Genomic DNA, 20,423 nt, shown 5'->3' with positions numbered 1-20,423 from the left:
TCATTTTAATTTTTTTCTTATTGAAAATTTTTGTTTACTTTTTGAAAATAAAGGAGTATTATAATCCACAGTTTCAATTTTCTAAATCGCTGAAACCGCATGGTACGGGGGACCCGTTTTTACGGATTAGTACATAATCCGATGGGGTGAATCCTTAAAAAAGGTAGGGCTACTCATAGGCCCGAATCCGACAGCTAACCTCGTAAGCGTTATATTGAGAAGGAAGGTGGAGCTTGTGCGACAAAAAAAATAATGTCTACAAGTCTATTTCGCTATGGCTTGTAGACATTTTTTGTTTTCTGAGGAAATAGTTTACTGGCTGTAACAAGCAGAAAAGTTCGTACAAAATTATTGGAGAGTGGACAGCATTGGTTTCATCTATTAAAAGATTTTTAATTGGAAGACCGTTAAAATCAACGGAGCTTGGAGAACAAAAGCTTAATAAAACGAAAGCTTTAGCTATTTTATCTTCTGACGCATTGTCATCAGTTGCTTACGGTCCAGAGCAAATTTTAATTGCTTTAGCAGGTGTTGGAGCGATCGCTTATTGGTATTCCATTCCGATCGCTGTTGGGGTATTAGTATTATTGACAGCCCTTATTTTATCTTATCGTCAAATTATTTTTGCTTATCCGCATGGCGGGGGAGCGTATGTTGTATCAAAAGAAAATTTAGGGATGAATCCAGGCTTAATTGCTGGAGGATCTTTATTAGTTGACTATATTTTAACTGTTGCGGTAAGTGTGTCCGCTGGTACAGATGCAATTACGTCTGCGTTTCCTAGCTTACATGCACACAACGTAATTATTGCGGTTATATTTGTTATATTAATTACGATATTAAATTTAAGGGGAGTAACGGAATCAGCTTCCGTTTTAGCATATCCTGTTTATTTATTCGTTTTAGCACTATTTATATTAATTGGTGTGGGCATATATAATATTTTAACTGGTCATGTTTCACCCACTTTACATGCGCCGATTGGTACACCAGTTGCAGGGATTAGTTTATTTTTATTACTAAGAGCATTTGCATCAGGTAGTTCTGCTTTAACAGGTGTTGAAGCAATTTCAAATGCAATTCCGAACTTTAAAGATCCTGCGCCAAACAATGCTGCAAAAACATTGCTTGCAATGGGTGCATTACTTGCTGTGTTATTTTCAGGAATTGTATTTTTAGCTTATTATTACGGAGTGACTCCGAGTAAAGAAGTAACAGTTGTTTCTCAAATTGCTGAACAAACATTTGGACGTAATTTCATGTACTATTTCATACAAGGTACAACAGCTTTAATATTAATTCTCGCTGCTAATACAGGTTATTCTGCATTTCCTTTATTAGCGGTTAACCTTGCAAAAGATAAATTCATACCGAGAATGTTTACGATTAGAGGAGACCGTCTAGGTTACTCAAACGGTATTATTATACTTGGAGTTGCTTCGATTATTTTAATTGTAGCTTTCCAAGGACAAACAGAACATTTAATTCCACTATATGCAGTAGGTGTATTTATTCCATTTACACTTTCTCAAACAGGGATGGTATTAAAATGGCTTCGCGAAAAGCCTGAAGGATGGGCTTTAAGATTAACGGTTAATTTAATTGGTGCAGTTATTAGTTTTATCGTAATGAGCATGTTCTTTTTAACTAAATTTGCACAAGTTTGGTCGATTCTTATTTTCTTACCAGTTATTATCTTCTTATTCCATCGAATTAAGAAGCATTATGATGCAGTGGGTGATCAATTAAGTTTAAAAACTTGCGAACCTCTTATTCCAATTGAGGGGAATGTAATTGTCGTTCCTGTAGCAGGTATGACCCATGTAGTAGAAAATTCATTGAACTATGCGAAATCCCTTTCGGCAGATCAAGTTATCGCAGTATATGTTGCTTTTGACAGAGAAGAGGAAAAGAAATTTGAAGAGAAATGGAAGAAGTGGCAACCTGAAGTAAGGCTTGTTACATTACATTCTCATTATAGAAGTATTATTCAGCCGCTAACGAAGTTTATCGATACAGTGCAATATAAGGCGAGTGAATCGAATTACCGTGTTACGGTCGTTATACCACAGTTTATTCCAAAAAAAGGTTGGCATAACATTCTTCATAATCAATCCAGTTTACTCATACGTGCGTATTTACTTTATAAAAGAAATGTTGTTATTACGACAGTTCCATATCATTTGAAAAAATAAGAAGATTTTTAAGGATAGCTTTGTGAAAATGAAGCTATCCTTTTTGTGTATATGCTATGCATAATTGCATATGGGCTTAAAAATTATACCAATATAATTTAATTGGTTATTTGAAAGTAGTGTTTTCTGTTGTGATATGTAGATATTTCAATCGATAAAGCGAATCGGATTATATTTTGAAATAAGGACATGAAAGCTTGAAAATAAAGGGAATGAAAATACTTCTTTACGATATATAAACAGCTGTGTTTAAATGACCTTACAGTACAAAATTTATATGAAAACAAAACGGAATTTCATATTTACTTACGTTATTAAGTTTAAAATGAATAATATTTTTATGTAATATATTCACTGTATCGATGTGGAAAATGAGGGTCGATAGAAAATTTATGCAACGTTATTCATACTAAGCACATATGAAAAGTTTTATAACAATAAGTAAGTACTGTAGCAATAACAGTTGGGAGAGATGGTTCGTACGTCAATCACGGTGAGTACGTCCTCTAGTTTAACCATCTTAAATTATATGCAAGAAAATAGAATAATAAAATGCGATAGTAATAGTTGCTAATACATAGGAGGAGTTAAAGTGAAAAAAACTTTAATTACAGGGTTATTGGTTACAGCAGTATCTACGAGTTGCTTCATTCCTGTAAGCGCTTACGCTAAGGAGGGGCAAACGGAAGTGAAAACAGTATATGCGCAAAATGTAATTGCTCCAAATACATTATCCAACTCAATTAGAATGTTAGGATCACAATCACCGCTTATTCAAGCATACGGATTAATTATTTTGCAACAGCCAGACATTAAGGTAAATGCGATGAGTAGCTTAACGAATCATCAAAAGTTTGCAAAGGCGAATGTACGAGAGTGGATTGATGAATATAATCCGAAGCTAATTGACTTAAATCAAGAGATGATGAGATACAGCAATAGATTTAATAGCTATTATAGTAAGCTCTATGAACTAGCAGGAAACGTAAATGAAGATCAGCAAGCAAAATCAGATTTTATGAGTGCATATGGAAAATTACAATTGCAAGTACAGAGCATCCAAGAGAGTATGGAGCAAGATTTATTAGAGTTAAATCGATTTAAAACAGTATTAGATAAAGATAGTAACAATTTATCAATTAAAGCCGATGAAGCAATAAAAACACTGCAAGGATCAAGTGGAGATATTGTGAAATTAAGAGAAGATATTAAAAGAATTCAAGGGGAAATTCAAGCTGAACTAACTACTATTTTGAATAGACCTCAAGAAATTATTAAAGGTTCTATTAATATCGGTAAACAAGTATTTACAATCACAAATCAAACTGCACAAACGAAAACAATCGATTTTGTTTCTATCGGTACTTTAAGTAATGAAATTGTAAATGCTGCAGATAGTCAAACGAGAGAAGCAGCTCTTCGCATTCAGCAAAAGCAAAAAGAGTTATTGCCACTTATTCAAAAGTTATCACAAACTGAAGCAGAAGCGACTCAAATTACATTCGTTGAAGATCAAGTAAATAGCTTTACAGAATTAATTGATCGTCAAATTACAACTTTAGAAACGTTATTAACGGATTGGAAAGTTTTAAATAATAATATGATCCAAATTCAAACAAATGTTGAAGAAGGCACGTATACAGACAGTAGTTTACTTCAAAAACATTTCAATCAAATTAAAAAAGTAAGTGATGAAATGAATAAGCAAACAAATCAATTTGAAGATTACGTTACAAACGTTGAAGTACATTAAACAGAAAAATAATTAGCGATATAGGGAGAGAAGAAAAATGACAAAAAAACCTTATAAAGTAATGGCTCTATCAGCACTGATGGCAGTATTTGCAGCAGGAAATATTATGCCGGCTCATGCGTATGCAGCTGAAAGTACAGTGAAACAAGCTCCAGTTCATGCGGTAGCAAAAGCTTATAATGACTATGAAGAATATTCATTAGGACCAGAAGGCTTGAAAGATGCAATGGAAAGAACAGGTTCAAATGCTTTAGTAATGGATCTGTATGCTTTAACAATTATTAAACAAGGTAATGTTAACTTTGGAAATGTATCGACTGTTGATGCAGCTTTAAAAGGAAAAGTGATTCAGCACCAAGATACAGCTAGAGGAAATGCGAAGCAATGGTTAGATGTATTAAAGCCACAGCTTATTTCAACGAATCAAAACATCATTAACTACAATACGAAATTCCAAAACTATTATGATACTTTAGTTGCTGCGGTAGATGCAAAAGATAAAGCGACTCTTACGAAAGGCCTAACTAGATTATCAAGTAGTATTAATGAAAATAAAGCGCAAGTGGATCAGTTAGTAGAAGACTTAAAGAAATTCCGAAATAAAATGACGTCGGATACGCAAAACTTCAAGGGTGATGCAAATCAAATTACATCTATATTAGCTAGTCAAGATGCAGGGATTCCCCTTCTGCAAAATCAAATTACAACGTACAATGAAGCAATTAGTAAATATAATGCAATTATTATCGGTTCATCTGTTGCGACAGCTCTAGGACCAATTGCAATTATTGGTGGTGCAGTAGTTATTGCTACGGGCGCAGGAACACCGCTAGGAGTCGCATTAATTGCAGGTGGTGCAGCAGCTGTAGGCGGTGGTACAGCTGGTATCGTATTAGCGAAGAAAGAACTTGACAATGCACAAGCTGAAATTCAAAAAATAACTGGACAAATTACAACTGCTCAATTAGAAGTAGCTGGGTTAACGAACATTAAAACACAAACTGAGTATTTAACAAATACGATTGATACTGCAATTACAGCGTTGCAAAACATTTCAAACCAATGGTATACAATGGGATCAAAATACAATTCTTTACTTCAAAATGTGGATTCAATTAGTCCAAACGATCTTGTTTTCATTAAAGAAGATTTAAACATTGCGAAAGATAGCTGGAAAAACATTAAAGACTATGCAGAAAAGATTTATGCTGAAGATATTAAAGTAGTAGATACGAAAAAAGCATAATCGAATACGAATCGTTAGGGCGTTAAGTGTTGATGAATGATTTGAAGCTCCTGTTCAGTTGTGAGCAGGAGCTTTTGATATCCTTATAAAGAGAATAGGTGAAAAATATGCAGAAACGATTTTATAAAAAATGTCTTTTAGCGGTAATGATTGCTGGGGTGGCAACGAGTAACGCATTTCCTTTACATCCTTTTGCAGCAGAACAAAATGTAACGGTGCTACAAGAAAATGTGAAAAACTATTCTCTTGGACCAGCAGGATTCCAAGATGTAATGGCACAAACGACATCAAGCATATTTGCAATGGATTCATATGCAAAATTAATTCAAAATCAACAAGAGACGGATTTAAGTAAAATAAGTTCGATTAATAGTGAATTTAAAGGGAATATGATTCAGCATCAAAGAGATGCAAAAATTAATGCAGCATATTGGTTAAATAATATGAAGCCTCAAATTATGAAAACAGATCAAAATATTATAAATTACAATAATACTTTTCAATCGTATTATAATGACATGTTAATAGCGATTGATCAAAAGGATAGCGGGAAATTAAAAGCGGATTTAGAAAAGTTGTATGCGGATATTGTAAAGAATCAAAATGAGGTAGATGGATTATTAGGAAATTTGAAAGCTTTTCGCGATAGAATGGCGAAAGAGACAAATAGTTTCAAAGAGGATACAAATCAGTTAACATCGATATTGGCAAGTACGAATGCTGGTATTCCAGCTCTAGAGCAACAAATAAATACATATAACGATTCGATTAAAAAGAGTAATGATATGGTCATTGCTGGTGGCGTACTTTGCGTAGCTCTAATAACATGTCTTGCTGGCGGGCCGATGATTGCGGTTGCGAAAAAAGATATCGCAAATGCAGAAAGAGAAATCGCCAATTTAAAAGATAGAATTTCAGGAGCACAAGCAGAAGTCGTAATTTTGACTGATGTAAAAAATAAAACAACAAACATGACAGAAACAATTGATGCAGCAATTACAGCACTACAAAACATATCAAATCAATGGTATACAGTAGGTGCAAAATATAATAATTTACTACAAAACGTAAAAGGAATTAGTCCGGAAGAGTTTACGTTTATAAAAGAAGATTTACATACAGCGAAAGATAGCTGGAAAGATGTAAAGGATTATACAGAAAAATTACATGAAGGCGTGGCGAAGTAAACAGTGGACTAGTTCTGCTGTTTATTTTTTTATCTTGTTTTTTTGTAAGGGTTGAACTTGCAATTATATATAAGTTTGTCATGTATTTTTATATTTTTTATAAATTCTAAAAGGACATTCCCTATTGTTGGTATGATAGACAGAAACTGTTTTTTTAGAACAGGAGACAATAAATAGGGAAAATAACATTAGGATTATTAGTTATATTTCTACTTATATTTATGTACATGTCTTTAGTAGGAGATGAGAATAAGGGTTCCTTAACTCCTAATCTGATTTCAAAGGAAAAATATTTAGAAATTGATTCTGTTGCTGGAGGTACATTTAGAGATTATGGTCAAGAAGCAGAAGCAGTGTTTGAAAAACTAAGTAGTCAGAAAAATGTTGAAACAAAAAAGATTTTTTGAGGAAGAAATTTTTGAAGAATCATTATAGACTTTTACTTTATTAGTATTAACTGAAACTTATTCACTTAATTTCCTATCAGAAATTATAAAGTGAAAACAGAACATGAAATACGCAAAAAATATCACAGGGCAGATCCTCAAAATATTTCAAAATCCACCCTGTGATCATATACTCATTTACAAGTGAAAATAATTAATACCCTAAAATATCTACTTCAGCTGCTGAAGCAAATCCATTCTGTCCTTTCGTTACTTCCACTTTTACATACTTTGCAGTAACTGGGGTAAATGTTGCCGTTTTCTTATCACTATTATTTTCCCATGTTCCTGATGATATTTTGTCATACGTAATGCCATCTACACTCGTATAAATATTGTAAGTTAAAATACGGCCATTTTCTGACCAATCTTGCCTTGGAAGATATGCCAATTGTGAAATGGTACGTGTATCACCAAGTTCTAGTGTCAAATTGTAAGGATATTGATTTGGTGTCCAAGTACTATGCCAAAATGTATCTGTTTTTCCATCTATCGCCTTACTAGCTGAGCCCGTTGATTCCTCACTATTTGCACTTGCCTTCATTATTTTTTTTGACAATACAGCAAGTGGTTTAACAGGTTTAGCATCCGTCGCTTCCCATATAGGTGCAATTAATGTTGGATTGTTTAAAGCTTCTACTTTTTGTCTCGTTTCTTGTGTTGCTTTCAATCCCCATTTATCAAAGAATGGCAGTACATTTTGTTTTGCTATTTTCGATGTATTGTAAATAAATGCCTGTATTTTATCCTCGTCTGTTTTGGGAAGTTGATCCTCTGGTATCTCACGATATAATTTGTGGAGATTTGGATAAAAATCATCCCCATATGCCAAATGAAGTTGCCAAAGCATAACAAGTTTTACAAACAGGTCGTCAATATTTTTATATTCCTTATTTGTTTGTTTTAAATACGCAAAAGCTCTATTATAATCTCCCTCTGTATCTAAACGTGTTGGTATATTTGGGTATATTTTCTTGAATGCAGCTAAAGAATATAGATTATTAGTTACTTCACCCATACCTCTTAAATCATTCCACGTCCATGGATATTGTTGTCGTGCATGTCCCGCTTCATGCATTTGTCCCCACCCAAACTCATTGACATTTAAAGTACTTTTGATAGCTTCACCAGCAGTCGTAAAGACGGCTCCATCCCAACTTGCATACATGCCCCAACTTTGTGCGTTAGGATTTTCTACAAAGGCCCAAATACGACGAGTTGAACGATGTAAAGGATTAGGATCTGTTTCAGATAGCCCTGCTAACTTGTCTTGCGCTCGAATCATTTCATCATATTTATTTAATAGGGGCACAGGATCTTGATTTACAATATATTTATTGGCACTATCACGAGTTACAGTTAGCACCGCTCGTTCTGATTTCAATTGTACTGCATGTGCATTTGGATAGTTGTTCATCATGGCAATCCAGTCTGCTTTTGTGTGTTTCCCTAATACAAAGAAAGGAATAGGGCTACCGCCTTGCGTTACTTGCACCTTAACTGTTCCTGTGCTTTGAAAATTATCTAACCCTAATACGCCGCCGTTTGGTGAAGAGATGGTATTAGAGCCAGGTGAAAGATCAATTTCTTTTCCCCATTCTTTATCATATTGATGTGTCCCAATAATGGCTCTAATCTTTTGCGTTCCTGATACTGTAATTGTAACCTGTTCATTAGGTTTCACATATATGCCTGTTGGCATATAATTTTTTTGCTCACTTCTTTTTTCTCTTTTTGCTTCATCCCAAAAACTTCCTGTACCTGGAAGGTCAAACTCTCTTTGTTCAAATTGAGTTGCAGTTTGTGCAGTTTCAGCATGTACATCTAAATTGTTTGACGTAATAGGTGTAAATAACGTGGTTGCTAAAATAGCAGATGTTGCAAACACCTTTATAGTTTTTTGTAATCTACAATTCTTTCTTCTGTTCATATAGATCAGTCCCTTCGTTAAAATTCATTATTACTTACATACGAAATATCAGTTTTTTCACTAATGCCGAAAGTGGATTTTTTAAATTCACACTTATAAAAAAATGTTGATGATATTTTTAGATGAGTAAAAAAAAGCATAGTAACACTTCAAGTGCCCTTCCTGATTAATTTAGAAACACATTACCTTCATTGATTTCTTAAATCACTCCTCTAAGTAAACAATTAAGATAAATGTCCTATCTCAAAGCTCCTTTCCTAATTTTGGGATTACGAATTAAGTATAGTTCAAAAATAAAGTTATACAATTGAGAAAAATTAAAATGTTAAAAAATTACATTCTCGTAAAATTTTTAACATTTACTAAAAAATATTTGTTATAGAGAGGAGATTCACATACCCATCAAGCTAAACTTTTGAAATATCTCCAAAACGAAAATTCTATCTCTTCATAATTATTCATACAATCCGATTCAGTTTTCCTTTCTATGGGGGCAATTTAACTCTTAACTTGATGGGCATGTGGCGTTACCTCTAGGAGATAGCTTCATCTAGATAGGATAATGTAAACATGAAAAAATAGGTAAAGTGGAAACACGTTTGTTTATTTGCAAAATGAATAAAAAGAAAACCCCCTTGCAGATAAATGTAAGAGGGTATTTTTGAGCAGTAATTTCGTATCCATGTGTGCGTAAAAATTTTTCCGTTATCGCTCCCTTTGATAGAATCTATTTTTATATGGTTTTTTACCGAATTTTTTAAAAATTAAATTTTATGGCTTGATAATTCATTTAAAATGATTTAATCTTATGTCAAATGATATGTTTATCTATCAAAAATGTTTTTGTAAAGATAAAGGAGTGATTGAGAATGTTAAACGCCCCATTGATGGTAAGTCTTTAGGTACAGCAGCATTGAAAAGATTGGGAAGAACTGAGTGAGCTTTCACAATAAAGAACTCTATAACTTTATGTAGTGTTTGATACCCTTCGATTAGATTTTTTGAAAAACAAATCAATATTAATTGAATCAAAGTTTAGAAATTAAATATATGAGTAGTAGAAAAAATCCATTAGTTGTTATCATGTTCTAATAAAAAATGGGAAATGGAAATTCTGAGAAAACCTGTTCAGAAAGTAAGTTAGTGAGGGGAATTCAAAACCAATTTAATAAAAGCGAGGTAAATAATATGACTTTTGAAGAAAAATTACAAGCATATGCAGAACTTACGGTGAAAATCGGTGTCAATATTCAACCAGGGCAATACTTATTAGTCAATACATCAGTGGATGCATTGGATTTCGCCCGTATAGTTGTGAAAGAGGCTTATAAGGCTGGGGCAGGGCTTGTTCATGTTAATTTTTCGGATGAAGAAATGGAACGTGCTTACTTTGATTATGCCTCAGATGAAGAATTTAATCGCTTCCCAGAGTGGATAGTCAAAATGAATGATGAGCTGATCGAACGTAAAGGAGCACTATTAATGATAGATGCTACAGATCCTGATAAATTTACAGGTATTTCATCTGATCGTCTAGCTACCTATCAAAAGGTAGCAGGAGCTGCTCTGAGAAACAATCGCAACGCCGTAATGAAGGATTCAATAGCTTGGTCGATGGTAGCAGTTCCTTCACCAAAGTGGGCATCGAAGGTGTTCCCAGGTTTAGCAACTGAGGATCAAGTACCAGCATTATGGGAGGCTATTTTTAAAGCTGTTCGTATTGGTGACGGCAGTGCTATTGAAAAATGGCGTGAACATGTAACAAATTTAGAATCTCGTGCGGTCCTACTGAACGATAAAAAATATATGAAGCTTCACTATACAGCGCCAGGTACTGATTTAACAATTGCATTAGCACCACAGCATAAATGGGTTACTGGAGGTGGTAAAACTCCTGATGATACTATCTTTATGGCTAATATGCCGACAGAAGAGGTTTATACGTTACCGATGAAACAAGGTGTAAATGGCTATGTAAGCAATACAAAACCATTAGTTTATCAAGGGAATATTATCGATGGCTTTAAACTGACATTTGAAGAAGGAAAAATTGTTAAAGCTGAAGCACAGGTAGGACATGATTTATTACAAGAGCTTATTAATGTGGATGAAGGCTCTTGCTATTTAGGTGAAGTAGCACTTGTACCACATGAATCACCAATTTCAGCATCGGGAATTTTATATTTTAATACATTGTTTGATGAAAATGCATCGAACCATTTAGCGATTGGTAAAGCTTATCCAACTTGCTTAGAGGGTGGAAGAGATTTAGAAAACGATCAGCTTGAAACGTTAGGGGCAAATATTTCAGTAACACATGAGGACTTTATGATTGGCAGCAGTGAGATGGACATTGACGGTATTCTACCAGATGGAACTGTAGAACCAATTTTTCGTAAAGGTAGCTGGGCATTTTAAGTTTTTAATTTGAATAAAGGAGTAGAGTGGATGAAACGGTTACTAAGCATAATTGGTGCAACTATATAGGTGTTTCATCTGCTTTTGCTTAGGCTGAAAACTACCTCTTTAATTAGAAGTAAAATGCATGCAAAGGAGATAGGCCAATGAATTTCTGGGAAGTTGTTTTGATAGTAGTGAATTTTAGTCTATTGAGTTGGATACTGTTAATAGGCAGAGAAACGAAAAAGTGGTCTAAATTAGCTACTTTGATTGCCGTTGTAATGGTTACAGTTCAGTTATTGGCAGAAGGTTTTAGGTGGCAGATGATTCCGGCATATGTATCCCCAGTTATCTTAATTTTATGCTATTTATTAGCTGGGCGGAAAAAGGGCTTTAGAAGTTCGGGTATATTCATAGTTAAGACTTCGTTACTATGTATCTATTTGTCTGTAGCAGTTGCGCTACCCTTACTTATGCCAGTATTTTCATTTGAAGAACCAACTGGTCCACATAGGGTCGGTACGAAGCTATATCATTGGGTTGATCATCAGAGAAATGAACCATATTCAAAAAATCCAAACGATCGGCGCGAACTGATGCTGCAAATTTGGTATCCTGCAGCTGAAAAAAGCAAGGGGGATCCAGAACCTTATATTCGTAACATAAATGAGCTCTCCAAGGGATTGGAAAAAACATTGTCTATTCCTGCATTTGCATTCAGCCACATGGAATTGGTAAAGTCTCATTCGTTTATGGATTTACAACTCTCAGACTCAGAGAATCACTATCCCATATTACTCTTCTCTCATGGTTTTAATGGTTTTCATAATCAAAACACGTTTCAAGTTGAGGAGTTGGCTAGTCAAGGATATATTGTTCTAAGTATCGATCATACCTTTGATGCTGCAGCTACCGTCTTTCCAGGTGGTCGAACTGCTTACGTACAGCCCATCAATTTAACTGATGAAGGAGATAGTCACATAAAATTATGGGAGGAAGATGTCAGCTTTGTCCTTAATCAGATAGAGAAACTTAATGAAAACGATGAGACCGGTTTCTTTACAGGAAGACTGGATACCTCGCGAATTGGAATGTTTGGCCACTCTTACGGTGGAGCTACCGCAGCACAAATACTTGCAAAAGATTCTCGTGTCAAAGCAGCTATCAATATGGATGGTACATTGTATGGTGAAATCTTGCCTGAAAGTGGCATTGGAAAACCATTTCTGCTCATGAATGCAGAAGAGCCTGATGAAGCAGATCCCTTTGAAGTGAGGGAGCGATACGGACGCGGGTTAGCTGGCGGTGGTATGTCAATAGTCATTCCTCATACGGATCATACAAGCTTTACCGATTTACATTTGTTCTCACCTCTGTTGCAGAGCCCAGGTGAAAATCCAAAGGAAGTTCATCGTATTATTAACGAATTCAGCCTGGCATTTTTTGACCAGTATGTAAAACAGAAGGATGACGGCTCAACCCTTAAAAGGCTGATAACCAAATACCCGGAAGTGAATTTTAAAATAAACCGATAACTTTATGCAGAAAGTAACTCGTACCATTTCCTTTGGCTCTTGTATTTATTACATTAAAGAATTTAATTTCTTCATCGTTATCTAAATAATGAAATGCTAAAAATGAAACATTCAAAGTACTATCAGTTTCAGGAATATAATTCTTTTTGAAAAGCTACATTCAGCAGCTGGACACTTTATTTGAGATTGTTTATTATAATATCAAATGATATATTTATCTATCAAAAATGACGACTTTATACAGAAAAAGGGAGAGATTGACGATGAAGAAAGACTTGTCAGCGTTGAAGGAAGCGAGATTTAATGCAATTCTTGATTCAGCTACTATATTGCTTGTTGAAAATCCTACTGCTTCGATGAATGAAATTGCGGAATATGCGGGAATTGGAATTGCTACACTCCATCGCTACGTCGAAAGCAGGGAGAAATTGATGCTGTTCTTGGGCCATCGGGCTATACAACTGGTAAGTGATACTGTAAACCAGATTCCACTGGATGAGGAAAGAAGCGAAAACTATATCCCGGAACTCATTGAAGCGTTAATCCCTTTAGGTGACAAAATCTATTTTCTAGGTCATGATGCATCTGTATTTAACAACAAAGAATTAGGTGAAGCAGAAGAGAAGCTGAGGGAACCCTTAAGACGCGTTATTGAATTGCTACAACAAAGAGGTTACTTTCAGCAAACAGTTAGCAGTGAATGGATTTTGAATACGCTTTATGCTCTGCTTTTCCATACCTGGGAACAGGTACATGAAGGAAATGTGGCTAAAAAATCTGCTGCAGAGCTTGTTTTAAATACATTTTATTATGGTTTCAAAGCTAAGGATGAATTGAGAGGGAAGTGAACTGATTCAAATCCATGATAATTAATATTAATAATATAGAAAGTGAAAAGGAGCAATAGGATAATGAATAAAATCTCTATTGTAAAGGCTGTTCATCAATCCATGGTCGGCGCCCAGCTAAATGTAATGGCATTGGAATACATGGCGTTTCCACTTGCAGGATCTGAGGAGAAGAACACAGTCGATTGGACATTTTGTAAGCTATGGCGGCAGGAGAACAACCGTTTTAGTCATCAATACGCCTATGAAGCTCAAATGGACGGGAAAACTTTAGGGATGATTACTTGCTATCCCATACCCGTTTTAAATCGTCTTGCCTGGCCCACTTTTAAACAGCTGCTTTCGTTCCGAAAGCTGGGTTTTGTTGTTTATAACATTCTGAATATCAAAATGCTTTATTCCATGTTTACCTTGAAGGAGGGAGAAGATGACGAGTTTCACATCGGAACAATTGCCTTACTGCCCGAAAGTCGAGGACTAGGGATAGGTACCAGATTAATTGAGTTTGCTGAGGAACAAGCTTCGCTGCAAGGCTTTGCCAAATGCTCTCTGACGGTAAAGAAAGAGAACCAACTTGCCATTAAATTGTATCAGAGGATAGGCTACCAGATTACAGGTGAAATCAATAAACCAAAGTTATCGTTATACAGAATGGTCAAAAACGTAGAACCTTACAACCATTTATAAAAAATTTGTACAGTATTAGAGGGTACCAGCACATGCCCATAAGCTTAAGGATTCAAAATTACCCCAAAGTAAAAAATGTACATTTTTTACAAGTTAACACAAAATTTTAGCTTGATAGTGATGGGATGAGGCTTCTATATAAAAAAACACAGTTTACACTCAAACTGTGTTTTTTCGACGTATAATGCTTTATCAACATCTCTTTTTATTCTTTAAAATCTGCAACAGAACCAGGATCTCCCCTCAAAATATAAATTCCAAGGGGGGAGCCTGTTTTTTATTTACTTATATACGTACAGCTGTACCACTTACAGCAACCATTAACATTCCATCACGAACAACTTCGTAATCTACGTCAATGCCAACGATAGCGTTCGCACCTTTTTGTTTTGCAAGTTCTTTCATTTCGTCCATCGCAATATCACGGGCTTCTTTTAGCTTACTTTCATAAGCACCAGCACGGCCACCGACAACATCACGAACTGAGGCGAATACATCGCGTACAATGTTTGCACCCATAATAGCTTCACCATTTACAATATCAATATACTCAATAATCTCTTTACCTTGAATTCCAGAAGTCGTTGTTACAATCATGACTGACACTCTCCTAATATATTATAATTTTTGATTAGCTTTCTTAAGGCTTTATTATGCCGTAGAAAAAGTGGTTTTGTTGCCAAAAATACTCGATAAAAACATAGAGTATTTTTGTATCAAAACCTGTAATTACATATGTTTTCCTATGACATATGCAATTGAATAAAAGCAATAGAATTATTTAACACATGTATCGCCATAACATATGCAAGGGATCTGTTAGAAATAAGATAAGCTGCAGTAAGTATCACCGCGCCAGGTAAATAAAGAGCATAATCCGAAAGCTGGTTCGTATGAAGGAATGTAAAAATTAGAATCGAAATGATAGATGCAATAGCAGTACCAATATAATGTGAAAAACGATTTAATATTATATGACGAAATATAATTTCTTCAAGTATTGGACCGAGAATACCAAATACAAGTAATGTAAATATAAGAGGTATCTCCGCGCCCGTTTCAAGGAGCTGTTCTTGATTCTCCGGCTGATCAAGTGCCAGAAAACGCATAACAGTCTGTTCTACAATTACCGTAAATAAAACCACCAGAGGAACACTTACTATTTTCAAAATTGTCTTCTCTTTAAAATAAGCAAAACTCTCAATAATTTCTTTCCTAAAGAAAATTATTCCCACAATAGCAGGTATAGTTAAACAGATGGCACTAAGAGCAAATTCTGATTCAACTATATTGCTGTTAGTTAAAAGTGATATGCCAAATAATATGAACAAGCCGATTTGAAATGGTACAAACAGTGTATAAATTATTAGCATAATAAGTTCTTTTGTATTCGTTTTTATAAAGTTCACTTTATTACCTCCATAATTAAATTACTTAGAATCTTTGATTTTTCTTTCTGCATTAGGTTCTCCTTCTAAAATATATTTATATAAATACAGAACCGGACCGTTCGGTTCGGAAACTAATGATACTATAAGTTTCTAGTTTTTTAAACCCCTTTTATAAATTATTAATAAAATAAAAATGGTAAACAACAAATATATTTATATCTCAGTTGCTTATTTACAAGCAAATTTCAGTACTCATTCATTTTTGGCAATTAGCTTTTTATAGAATGAAGTGATAAGGCTTTTAACCGCAAGGACTGCGGGAGATACCCGTAATATACGAAGTGAAAGTGGGAGTAGTTCAAACACTTTAGCTAAACATATTAATAAAAATTATATATAATAATCATATGTCTATACGTTAAAATTAACTATATATTTTTACACCTCTACGATTTTAGGTAAAATTAGTTGTATAATATGACTGAATTAAACAATCGGTCATGTTATTTTGACAGAAAATTCACTTAAGTTATATAGATAATATAATTTGATAAACTTCTTTTCAAACTGTATTGTTTGAGGTTTCCATAAGATAGGGATTGATAAGATATTTCTGTTCCGAACTTATTTATACTTACAAAAAAATTAAGAAAATAGAGGGTAAACATTACCTAGAATATTAGGATCGTTTTCATTAGGAGGATTACAAAGCATGACTAAAGTTGATAAGGTAAAAGAAAAAATTATTGAAACATCTTTATATTTATTTAATACTAATGGGATAACTCGCACATCCATTCAGGATATAATGACAGCTACTGAGTTACCTAAAGGATCTATTTATCGTAGATTTAAAAGTAAAGAAGAAATTGTCCTTGCTGCCTACGACAAAAGTGGTGAGATTATGTGGAGTCATTTTCATAAAGCAATGGAAAATAAAAAGAATGCAATCGATAAAATCCTTGCAATATTCCTTGTATATCAAGATGCAGCTAATAATCCTCCTATTGCTGGAGGCTGTCCATTACTTAATAGCGCAATCGAAAGTACTGGAGTATTTCCAGAATTACAAAAAGCAGCAGCAAAAGGTTATGATGATACAGTAATGTTAATGGCTTCTCTCATAAAGGAAGGAATAGAGAAACAAGAACTTAAAGAAGATATAGACATTATATCGCTCGCTTCTTTTCTTGCATCTTCAATGGAGGGAGCTATTATGGCAAGTCGAGTATCTAACGATAATATACACCATCATTATTTTATTGAACAAATAAAACATCATCTTTTCACTTATTCTAAATAAGTGAGAACTTGCATTGTTTCCATCCAATTTTTATAAAGTTAAATTGAATACATACCCCTTATAAACAGTATCTTCTGTTTATAAGGGGTATTTGAATAGTTTTTAGCAAAGGTAGTCTTTAGATGATGTTTCATGTTTCTTATTGAACGATTTCATTATATATAATAAGCGTAATAGAAGTTCAGTTAAATAAAATTCAGTAGTCGAATTTTTTTGCATAAAGCTGTATAATGCTTGTAACGAAAGGGAAATACAGGAAGGGATTTGTAATGAGTTACTATGGAAAAAGATAAACAACAATTAAGCGTTGAAGTTGCAAGATTATATTATCAATCAGATTATAGTCAGCAAGAAATTGCTAATAAATTAAATATTTCAAGACCGACGATTTCTAGATTGTTAAAGTACGCGAAAGAAAAAGGGTTTGTTCAAATTAGCATCGCTGATCCATTTGCTGATTTAGATAACGTCGGGAATTTACTGAAAGAAAAGTACAACTTGTTAGAGGCACATGTGGTATTTTCTCCAGTGCCGGAATATGCAACGATTACAGAGTATATAAGTAAATATGCTGCTGAGTATATGGAAAAGACGGTTAAAAACGGTGATATTGTTGGTGTAAGCTGGGGCATGACTATGTATGAAATCGCTAGAAAAATCGTACCGCAACATGTAAAAGGGGTAGAGGTTGTCCAGCTAAAAGGTGGTATTAGTCATTCAAGTGTAAATACATATGCGAATGAGACGATAGCTTTATTTGCAGATGCTTTTCAAACGACGCCAAGAAATCTACCTCTTCCGGTTATATTTGATAATGCAGTGACAAAAGAATTAGTGGAGCAGGATCGACATATTCATCACATTATCGAAATGGGAAAACAAGCGAATATTGCAATTTTCACTGTAGGAACAGTGCGAGACGAAGCGCTATTATTCCGATTAGGTTATTTCGATAAGGATGAAACAAATTTACTCAAAAAACAATCGGTCGGTGACATTTGTTCACGTTTCTTTGATGGAGACGGAAATATTAGTAGTGAAGAAATCAATAAGCGTACCATTGGAATTGAGTTAGAGGAACTGAAATTAAAGAAACGCTCTATTTTAGTTGCAGGTGGTAATAGAAAAATAAAAGCAATTGATGGTGCGTTACGTGGCGGGTATGCAAATGTATTAATTATCGATCAGCATACAGCAAAAGAATTGTTACATTATCAAAAAGATTAGAAATAAAGGGCGTTCTCAAGATGTTAATTTTGAGAATGCCTTTTATTTTGTTATGTATGAATGATAGGAGTCTTTTTTGAACACAAATTGCCTTTTTAAAAATAATTATGGATATGGAGATACATACTACCATTGTTAACATAAAAATTTTGATTATATATCTGAAGTGTTCTTTGTTAGAATGCGCTTTATTTGCTACAAGAAAATTACTTTTAAAAAAGAATGAACAAAATTTCAAAAGTATATTTACATTTGTTCAACTAAGAGTTAGAATGAAGTTGTTAAAAGATATGAGGAGTGAAGATAATGAACATTGCAAAGTTAATTGACCATACAATTTTAAAAGCTAATTCTACAAAAGAAGATGTTATGAAAGTAATCGAAGAAGCAAAGGAATATAAATTCGCTTCTGTTTGTATTAACCCAACATGGGTAAAATTAGCGGCTGATGAACTAGCTGGACATGATGTAGATGTTTGTACTGTAATCGGTTTCCCATTAGGAGCAAGCACGACTGAAACAAAAGCATTTGAAACAAAAGATGCTATTGCAAAAGGTGCAACTGAAGTTGATATGGTAATCAACGTAGGCGCTTTAAAAGATGGTGACAACGAACTTGTTGAAAAAGACATTTATGAAGTAGTACAAGCAGCAAAAGGAAAAGCTCTTGTAAAAGTAATCATTGAAACTTGTCTATTAACAGATGAAGAGAAAGTACGTGCTTGTGAATTATCAGTAAAAGCTGGTGCTGATTTCGTAAAAACTTCAACCGGATTCTCAACTGGCGGAGCAACTGCTGAAGATATCGCATTAATGCGTAAAACAGTAGGACCAAACGTTGGTGTAAAAGCATCTGGCGGTGTTCGTACACGTGAAGATGCAGACAAAATGGTAGCTGCTGGAGCTTCTCGCGTTGGAGCAAGTGCTAGTGTTGCAATCGTATTAAATGATGCAAAAGGTGCTACAGATAACTACTAATCGATAAAAGATTAAAGCAATAGATATACATTTAAAGTATATCTATTGCTTTAATAATTAAAAAAAATGTAAGCGGATACGAATGGGAGGAAACGGCTTATGAAATACTTAATCGGTGTTTTTGGCCTCGTATTGATTTTAGGTATCGCTTGGCTTGCTAGTAATGATAGGAAGAAAGTCAAATATCGCCCAATCATAACGATGGTTATATTACAATTCATTTTGGGGTTTCTATTATTAAATACAAGTGTAGGGAATATATTAATAAGCGGAATAGCAGATGGTTTTGGAGAGTTATTAAAATATGCCGCTGACGGTGTGAATTTCGTATTTGGTGGATTAGTAAATCAAAAAGAGTTTTCGTTCTTTTTAAGTGTATTAATGCCAATCGTATTTATATCAGCCTTAATAGGTATTTTGCAACATATTAAAGTATTACCTATTATTGTGAAATCTATCGGTCTAGCATTAAGTAAAGTAAATGGAATGGGGAAACTAGAATCATATAACGCTGTGGCATCAGCGATTTTAGGACAATCGGAAGTATTTATTTCAGTTAAGAAACAACTAGGGTTATTGCCAGAGAAAAGAATGTATACATTATGTGCATCAGCAATGTCTACAGTTTCTATGTCTATCGTTGGATCATATATGGTGTTATTAAAACCACAATATGTTGTAACCGCTTTAGTGCTTAACTTATTCGGTGGCTTCATCATTGCTTCTATCATTAACCCGTATGAAGTTACTGAGGAAGAAGATATGTTAGAAGTACAAGAAGAAGAGAAAAAGACTTTCTTTGAAGTATTAGGGGAATACATTATTGATGGATTTAAAGTTGCGATTACAGTAGCAGCTATGTTAGTCGGTTTCGTTGCTCTTATCGCATTCATTAATGCAGTATTTAAAGGTGTAATCGGTATTTCATTCCAAGAAATTCTTGGTTATGCATTTGCACCATTTGCATTTATTATGGGTGTACCTTGGCATGAAGCAGTTAATGCCGGAAATATTATGGCAACAAAATTAGTATCAAATGAATTTGTCGCTATGACAGATTTAGCACAAGGAAACTTTAATTTCTCAGATAGAACGACAGCGATTATCTCTGTATTCTTAGTTTCATTTGCAAACTTCTCTTCAATTGGGATTATTGCAGGAGCAGTTAAGAGTTTAAATGAAAAGCAAGGGAATGTAGTCGCAAGATTTGGTTTGAAATTACTATTCGGTGCAACATTAGTAAGTTTCTTATCAGCAACAATCGTTGGCTTACTATTTTAATAGATTCATATAATAT

The 20,423-nt window shown here is 34.2% G+C and carries 16 protein-coding genes and 1 riboswitch; of the genes, 13 read left to right on the top strand and 3 right to left on the bottom strand.

Going from position 1 to position 20,423, the window contains the following annotated elements; translation table 11 throughout:
- Nucleotides 1-77 precede the first annotated feature (77 nt).
- Nucleotides 78-224, top strand: a riboswitch (cyclic di-AMP (ydaO/yuaA leader).
- 144 nt (nt 225-368) lie between these two features.
- The 5 genes from M1D66_RS17835 to M1D66_RS17815 all read left to right on the top strand — a co-directional run bounded on the left by M1D66_RS17835 (nt 369) and on the right by M1D66_RS17815 (nt 6,788).
- Complete coding sequence (locus M1D66_RS17835) at nt 369-2,195, top strand: APC family permease (protein WP_000254887.1); 1,827 nt, start codon at nt 369-371, stop codon at nt 2,193-2,195.
- Nucleotides 2,196-2,787: 592 nt separating this feature from the next.
- Nucleotides 2,788-3,948 (top strand): non-hemolytic enterotoxin NHE subunit A, encoded by a 1,161-nt coding sequence (nheA, locus tag M1D66_RS17830; protein ID WP_000751824.1) that lies wholly within the window; start codon nt 2,788-2,790, stop codon nt 3,946-3,948.
- A 37-nt stretch (nt 3,949-3,985) separates the two neighbouring features.
- On the top strand, nt 3,986-5,194 hold the full coding sequence (nheB, locus tag M1D66_RS17825) for a non-hemolytic enterotoxin NHE subunit B (protein WP_000162958.1): 1,209 nt from the start codon (nt 3,986-3,988) through the stop codon (nt 5,192-5,194).
- Nucleotides 5,195-5,301: 107 nt separating this feature from the next.
- On the top strand, nt 5,302-6,381 hold the full coding sequence (gene nheC, locus M1D66_RS17820; RefSeq protein WP_242554666.1) for a non-hemolytic enterotoxin NHE subunit C: 1,080 nt from the start codon (nt 5,302-5,304) through the stop codon (nt 6,379-6,381).
- A gap of 227 nt (nt 6,382-6,608) precedes the next feature.
- Nucleotides 6,609-6,788, top strand: a complete 180-nt coding sequence (locus M1D66_RS17815) for a hypothetical protein (RefSeq protein WP_000060529.1) — start codon at nt 6,609-6,611, stop codon at nt 6,786-6,788.
- A gap of 193 nt (nt 6,789-6,981) precedes the next feature.
- Here the strand turns inward: M1D66_RS17815 and M1D66_RS17810 are convergent, their stop codons facing one another.
- Nucleotides 6,982-8,757 (bottom strand): M60 family metallopeptidase, encoded by a 1,776-nt coding sequence (locus M1D66_RS17810; RefSeq protein WP_242554665.1) that lies wholly within the window; start codon nt 8,755-8,757, stop codon nt 6,982-6,984.
- Between the two features lie 1,188 nt (nt 8,758-9,945).
- Here M1D66_RS17810 and M1D66_RS17805 point away from each other — a divergent pair.
- The 4 genes from M1D66_RS17805 to M1D66_RS17790 all read left to right on the top strand — a co-directional run bounded on the left by M1D66_RS17805 (nt 9,946) and on the right by M1D66_RS17790 (nt 14,227).
- Nucleotides 9,946-11,175 (top strand): aminopeptidase, encoded by a 1,230-nt coding sequence (locus M1D66_RS17805; protein ID WP_000141967.1) that lies wholly within the window; start codon nt 9,946-9,948, stop codon nt 11,173-11,175.
- 146 nt (nt 11,176-11,321) lie between these two features.
- Complete coding sequence (locus tag M1D66_RS17800; RefSeq protein ID WP_242554664.1) at nt 11,322-12,692, top strand: alpha/beta hydrolase family protein; 1,371 nt, start codon at nt 11,322-11,324, stop codon at nt 12,690-12,692.
- A 263-nt stretch (nt 12,693-12,955) separates the two neighbouring features.
- A complete protein-coding gene (locus M1D66_RS17795) occupies nt 12,956-13,540 on the top strand; it encodes a TetR/AcrR family transcriptional regulator (RefSeq protein ID WP_000710981.1) in 585 nt (194 codons plus the stop codon).
- A gap of 63 nt (nt 13,541-13,603) precedes the next feature.
- Complete coding sequence (locus tag M1D66_RS17790; RefSeq protein WP_001033856.1) at nt 13,604-14,227, top strand: GNAT family N-acetyltransferase; 624 nt, start codon at nt 13,604-13,606, stop codon at nt 14,225-14,227.
- 285 nt (nt 14,228-14,512) lie between these two features.
- Here M1D66_RS17790 and M1D66_RS17785 read toward each other — a convergent pair whose 3' ends face one another.
- Together M1D66_RS17785 and M1D66_RS17780 are read right to left on the bottom strand one after the other, a co-directional pair.
- Nucleotides 14,513-14,824, bottom strand: coding sequence for a heavy metal-binding domain-containing protein (locus M1D66_RS17785; RefSeq protein ID WP_000637514.1), 312 nt, complete (start codon nt 14,822-14,824; stop codon nt 14,513-14,515).
- A gap of 146 nt (nt 14,825-14,970) precedes the next feature.
- The gene (locus M1D66_RS17780; protein ID WP_242554663.1) at nt 14,971-15,636 is read right to left on the bottom strand and encodes a CPBP family intramembrane glutamic endopeptidase; all 666 of its coding nucleotides are present in this window, start codon (nt 15,634-15,636) and stop codon (nt 14,971-14,973) included.
- Nucleotides 15,637-16,330: 694 nt separating this feature from the next.
- On the opposite strand from M1D66_RS17780, the gene M1D66_RS17775 reads away from it, so the two are divergent.
- From M1D66_RS17775 to M1D66_RS17760, 4 genes are all read left to right on the top strand, one after another.
- Nucleotides 16,331-16,921, top strand: coding sequence for a TetR/AcrR family transcriptional regulator (locus M1D66_RS17775; RefSeq protein WP_000169644.1), 591 nt, complete (start codon nt 16,331-16,333; stop codon nt 16,919-16,921).
- A gap of 279 nt (nt 16,922-17,200) precedes the next feature.
- A complete protein-coding gene (locus M1D66_RS17770; protein WP_000409780.1) occupies nt 17,201-18,148 on the top strand; it encodes a sugar-binding transcriptional regulator in 948 nt (315 codons plus the stop codon).
- 306 nt (nt 18,149-18,454) lie between these two features.
- Nucleotides 18,455-19,126, top strand: coding sequence for a deoxyribose-phosphate aldolase (deoC, locus tag M1D66_RS17765; RefSeq protein ID WP_001017433.1), 672 nt, complete (start codon nt 18,455-18,457; stop codon nt 19,124-19,126).
- A gap of 99 nt (nt 19,127-19,225) precedes the next feature.
- Nucleotides 19,226-20,407 (top strand): NupC/NupG family nucleoside CNT transporter, encoded by a 1,182-nt coding sequence (locus tag M1D66_RS17760; RefSeq protein WP_000876188.1) that lies wholly within the window; start codon nt 19,226-19,228, stop codon nt 20,405-20,407.
- The last annotated feature ends 16 nt before the right edge of the window (nt 20,408-20,423 follow it).

This window comes from Bacillus sp. PK6-16, from assembly GCF_056530295.1.
Note: the sequence above shows the minus strand (reverse complement) of the source record. Positions and strands in the feature narration are given on the sequence as shown.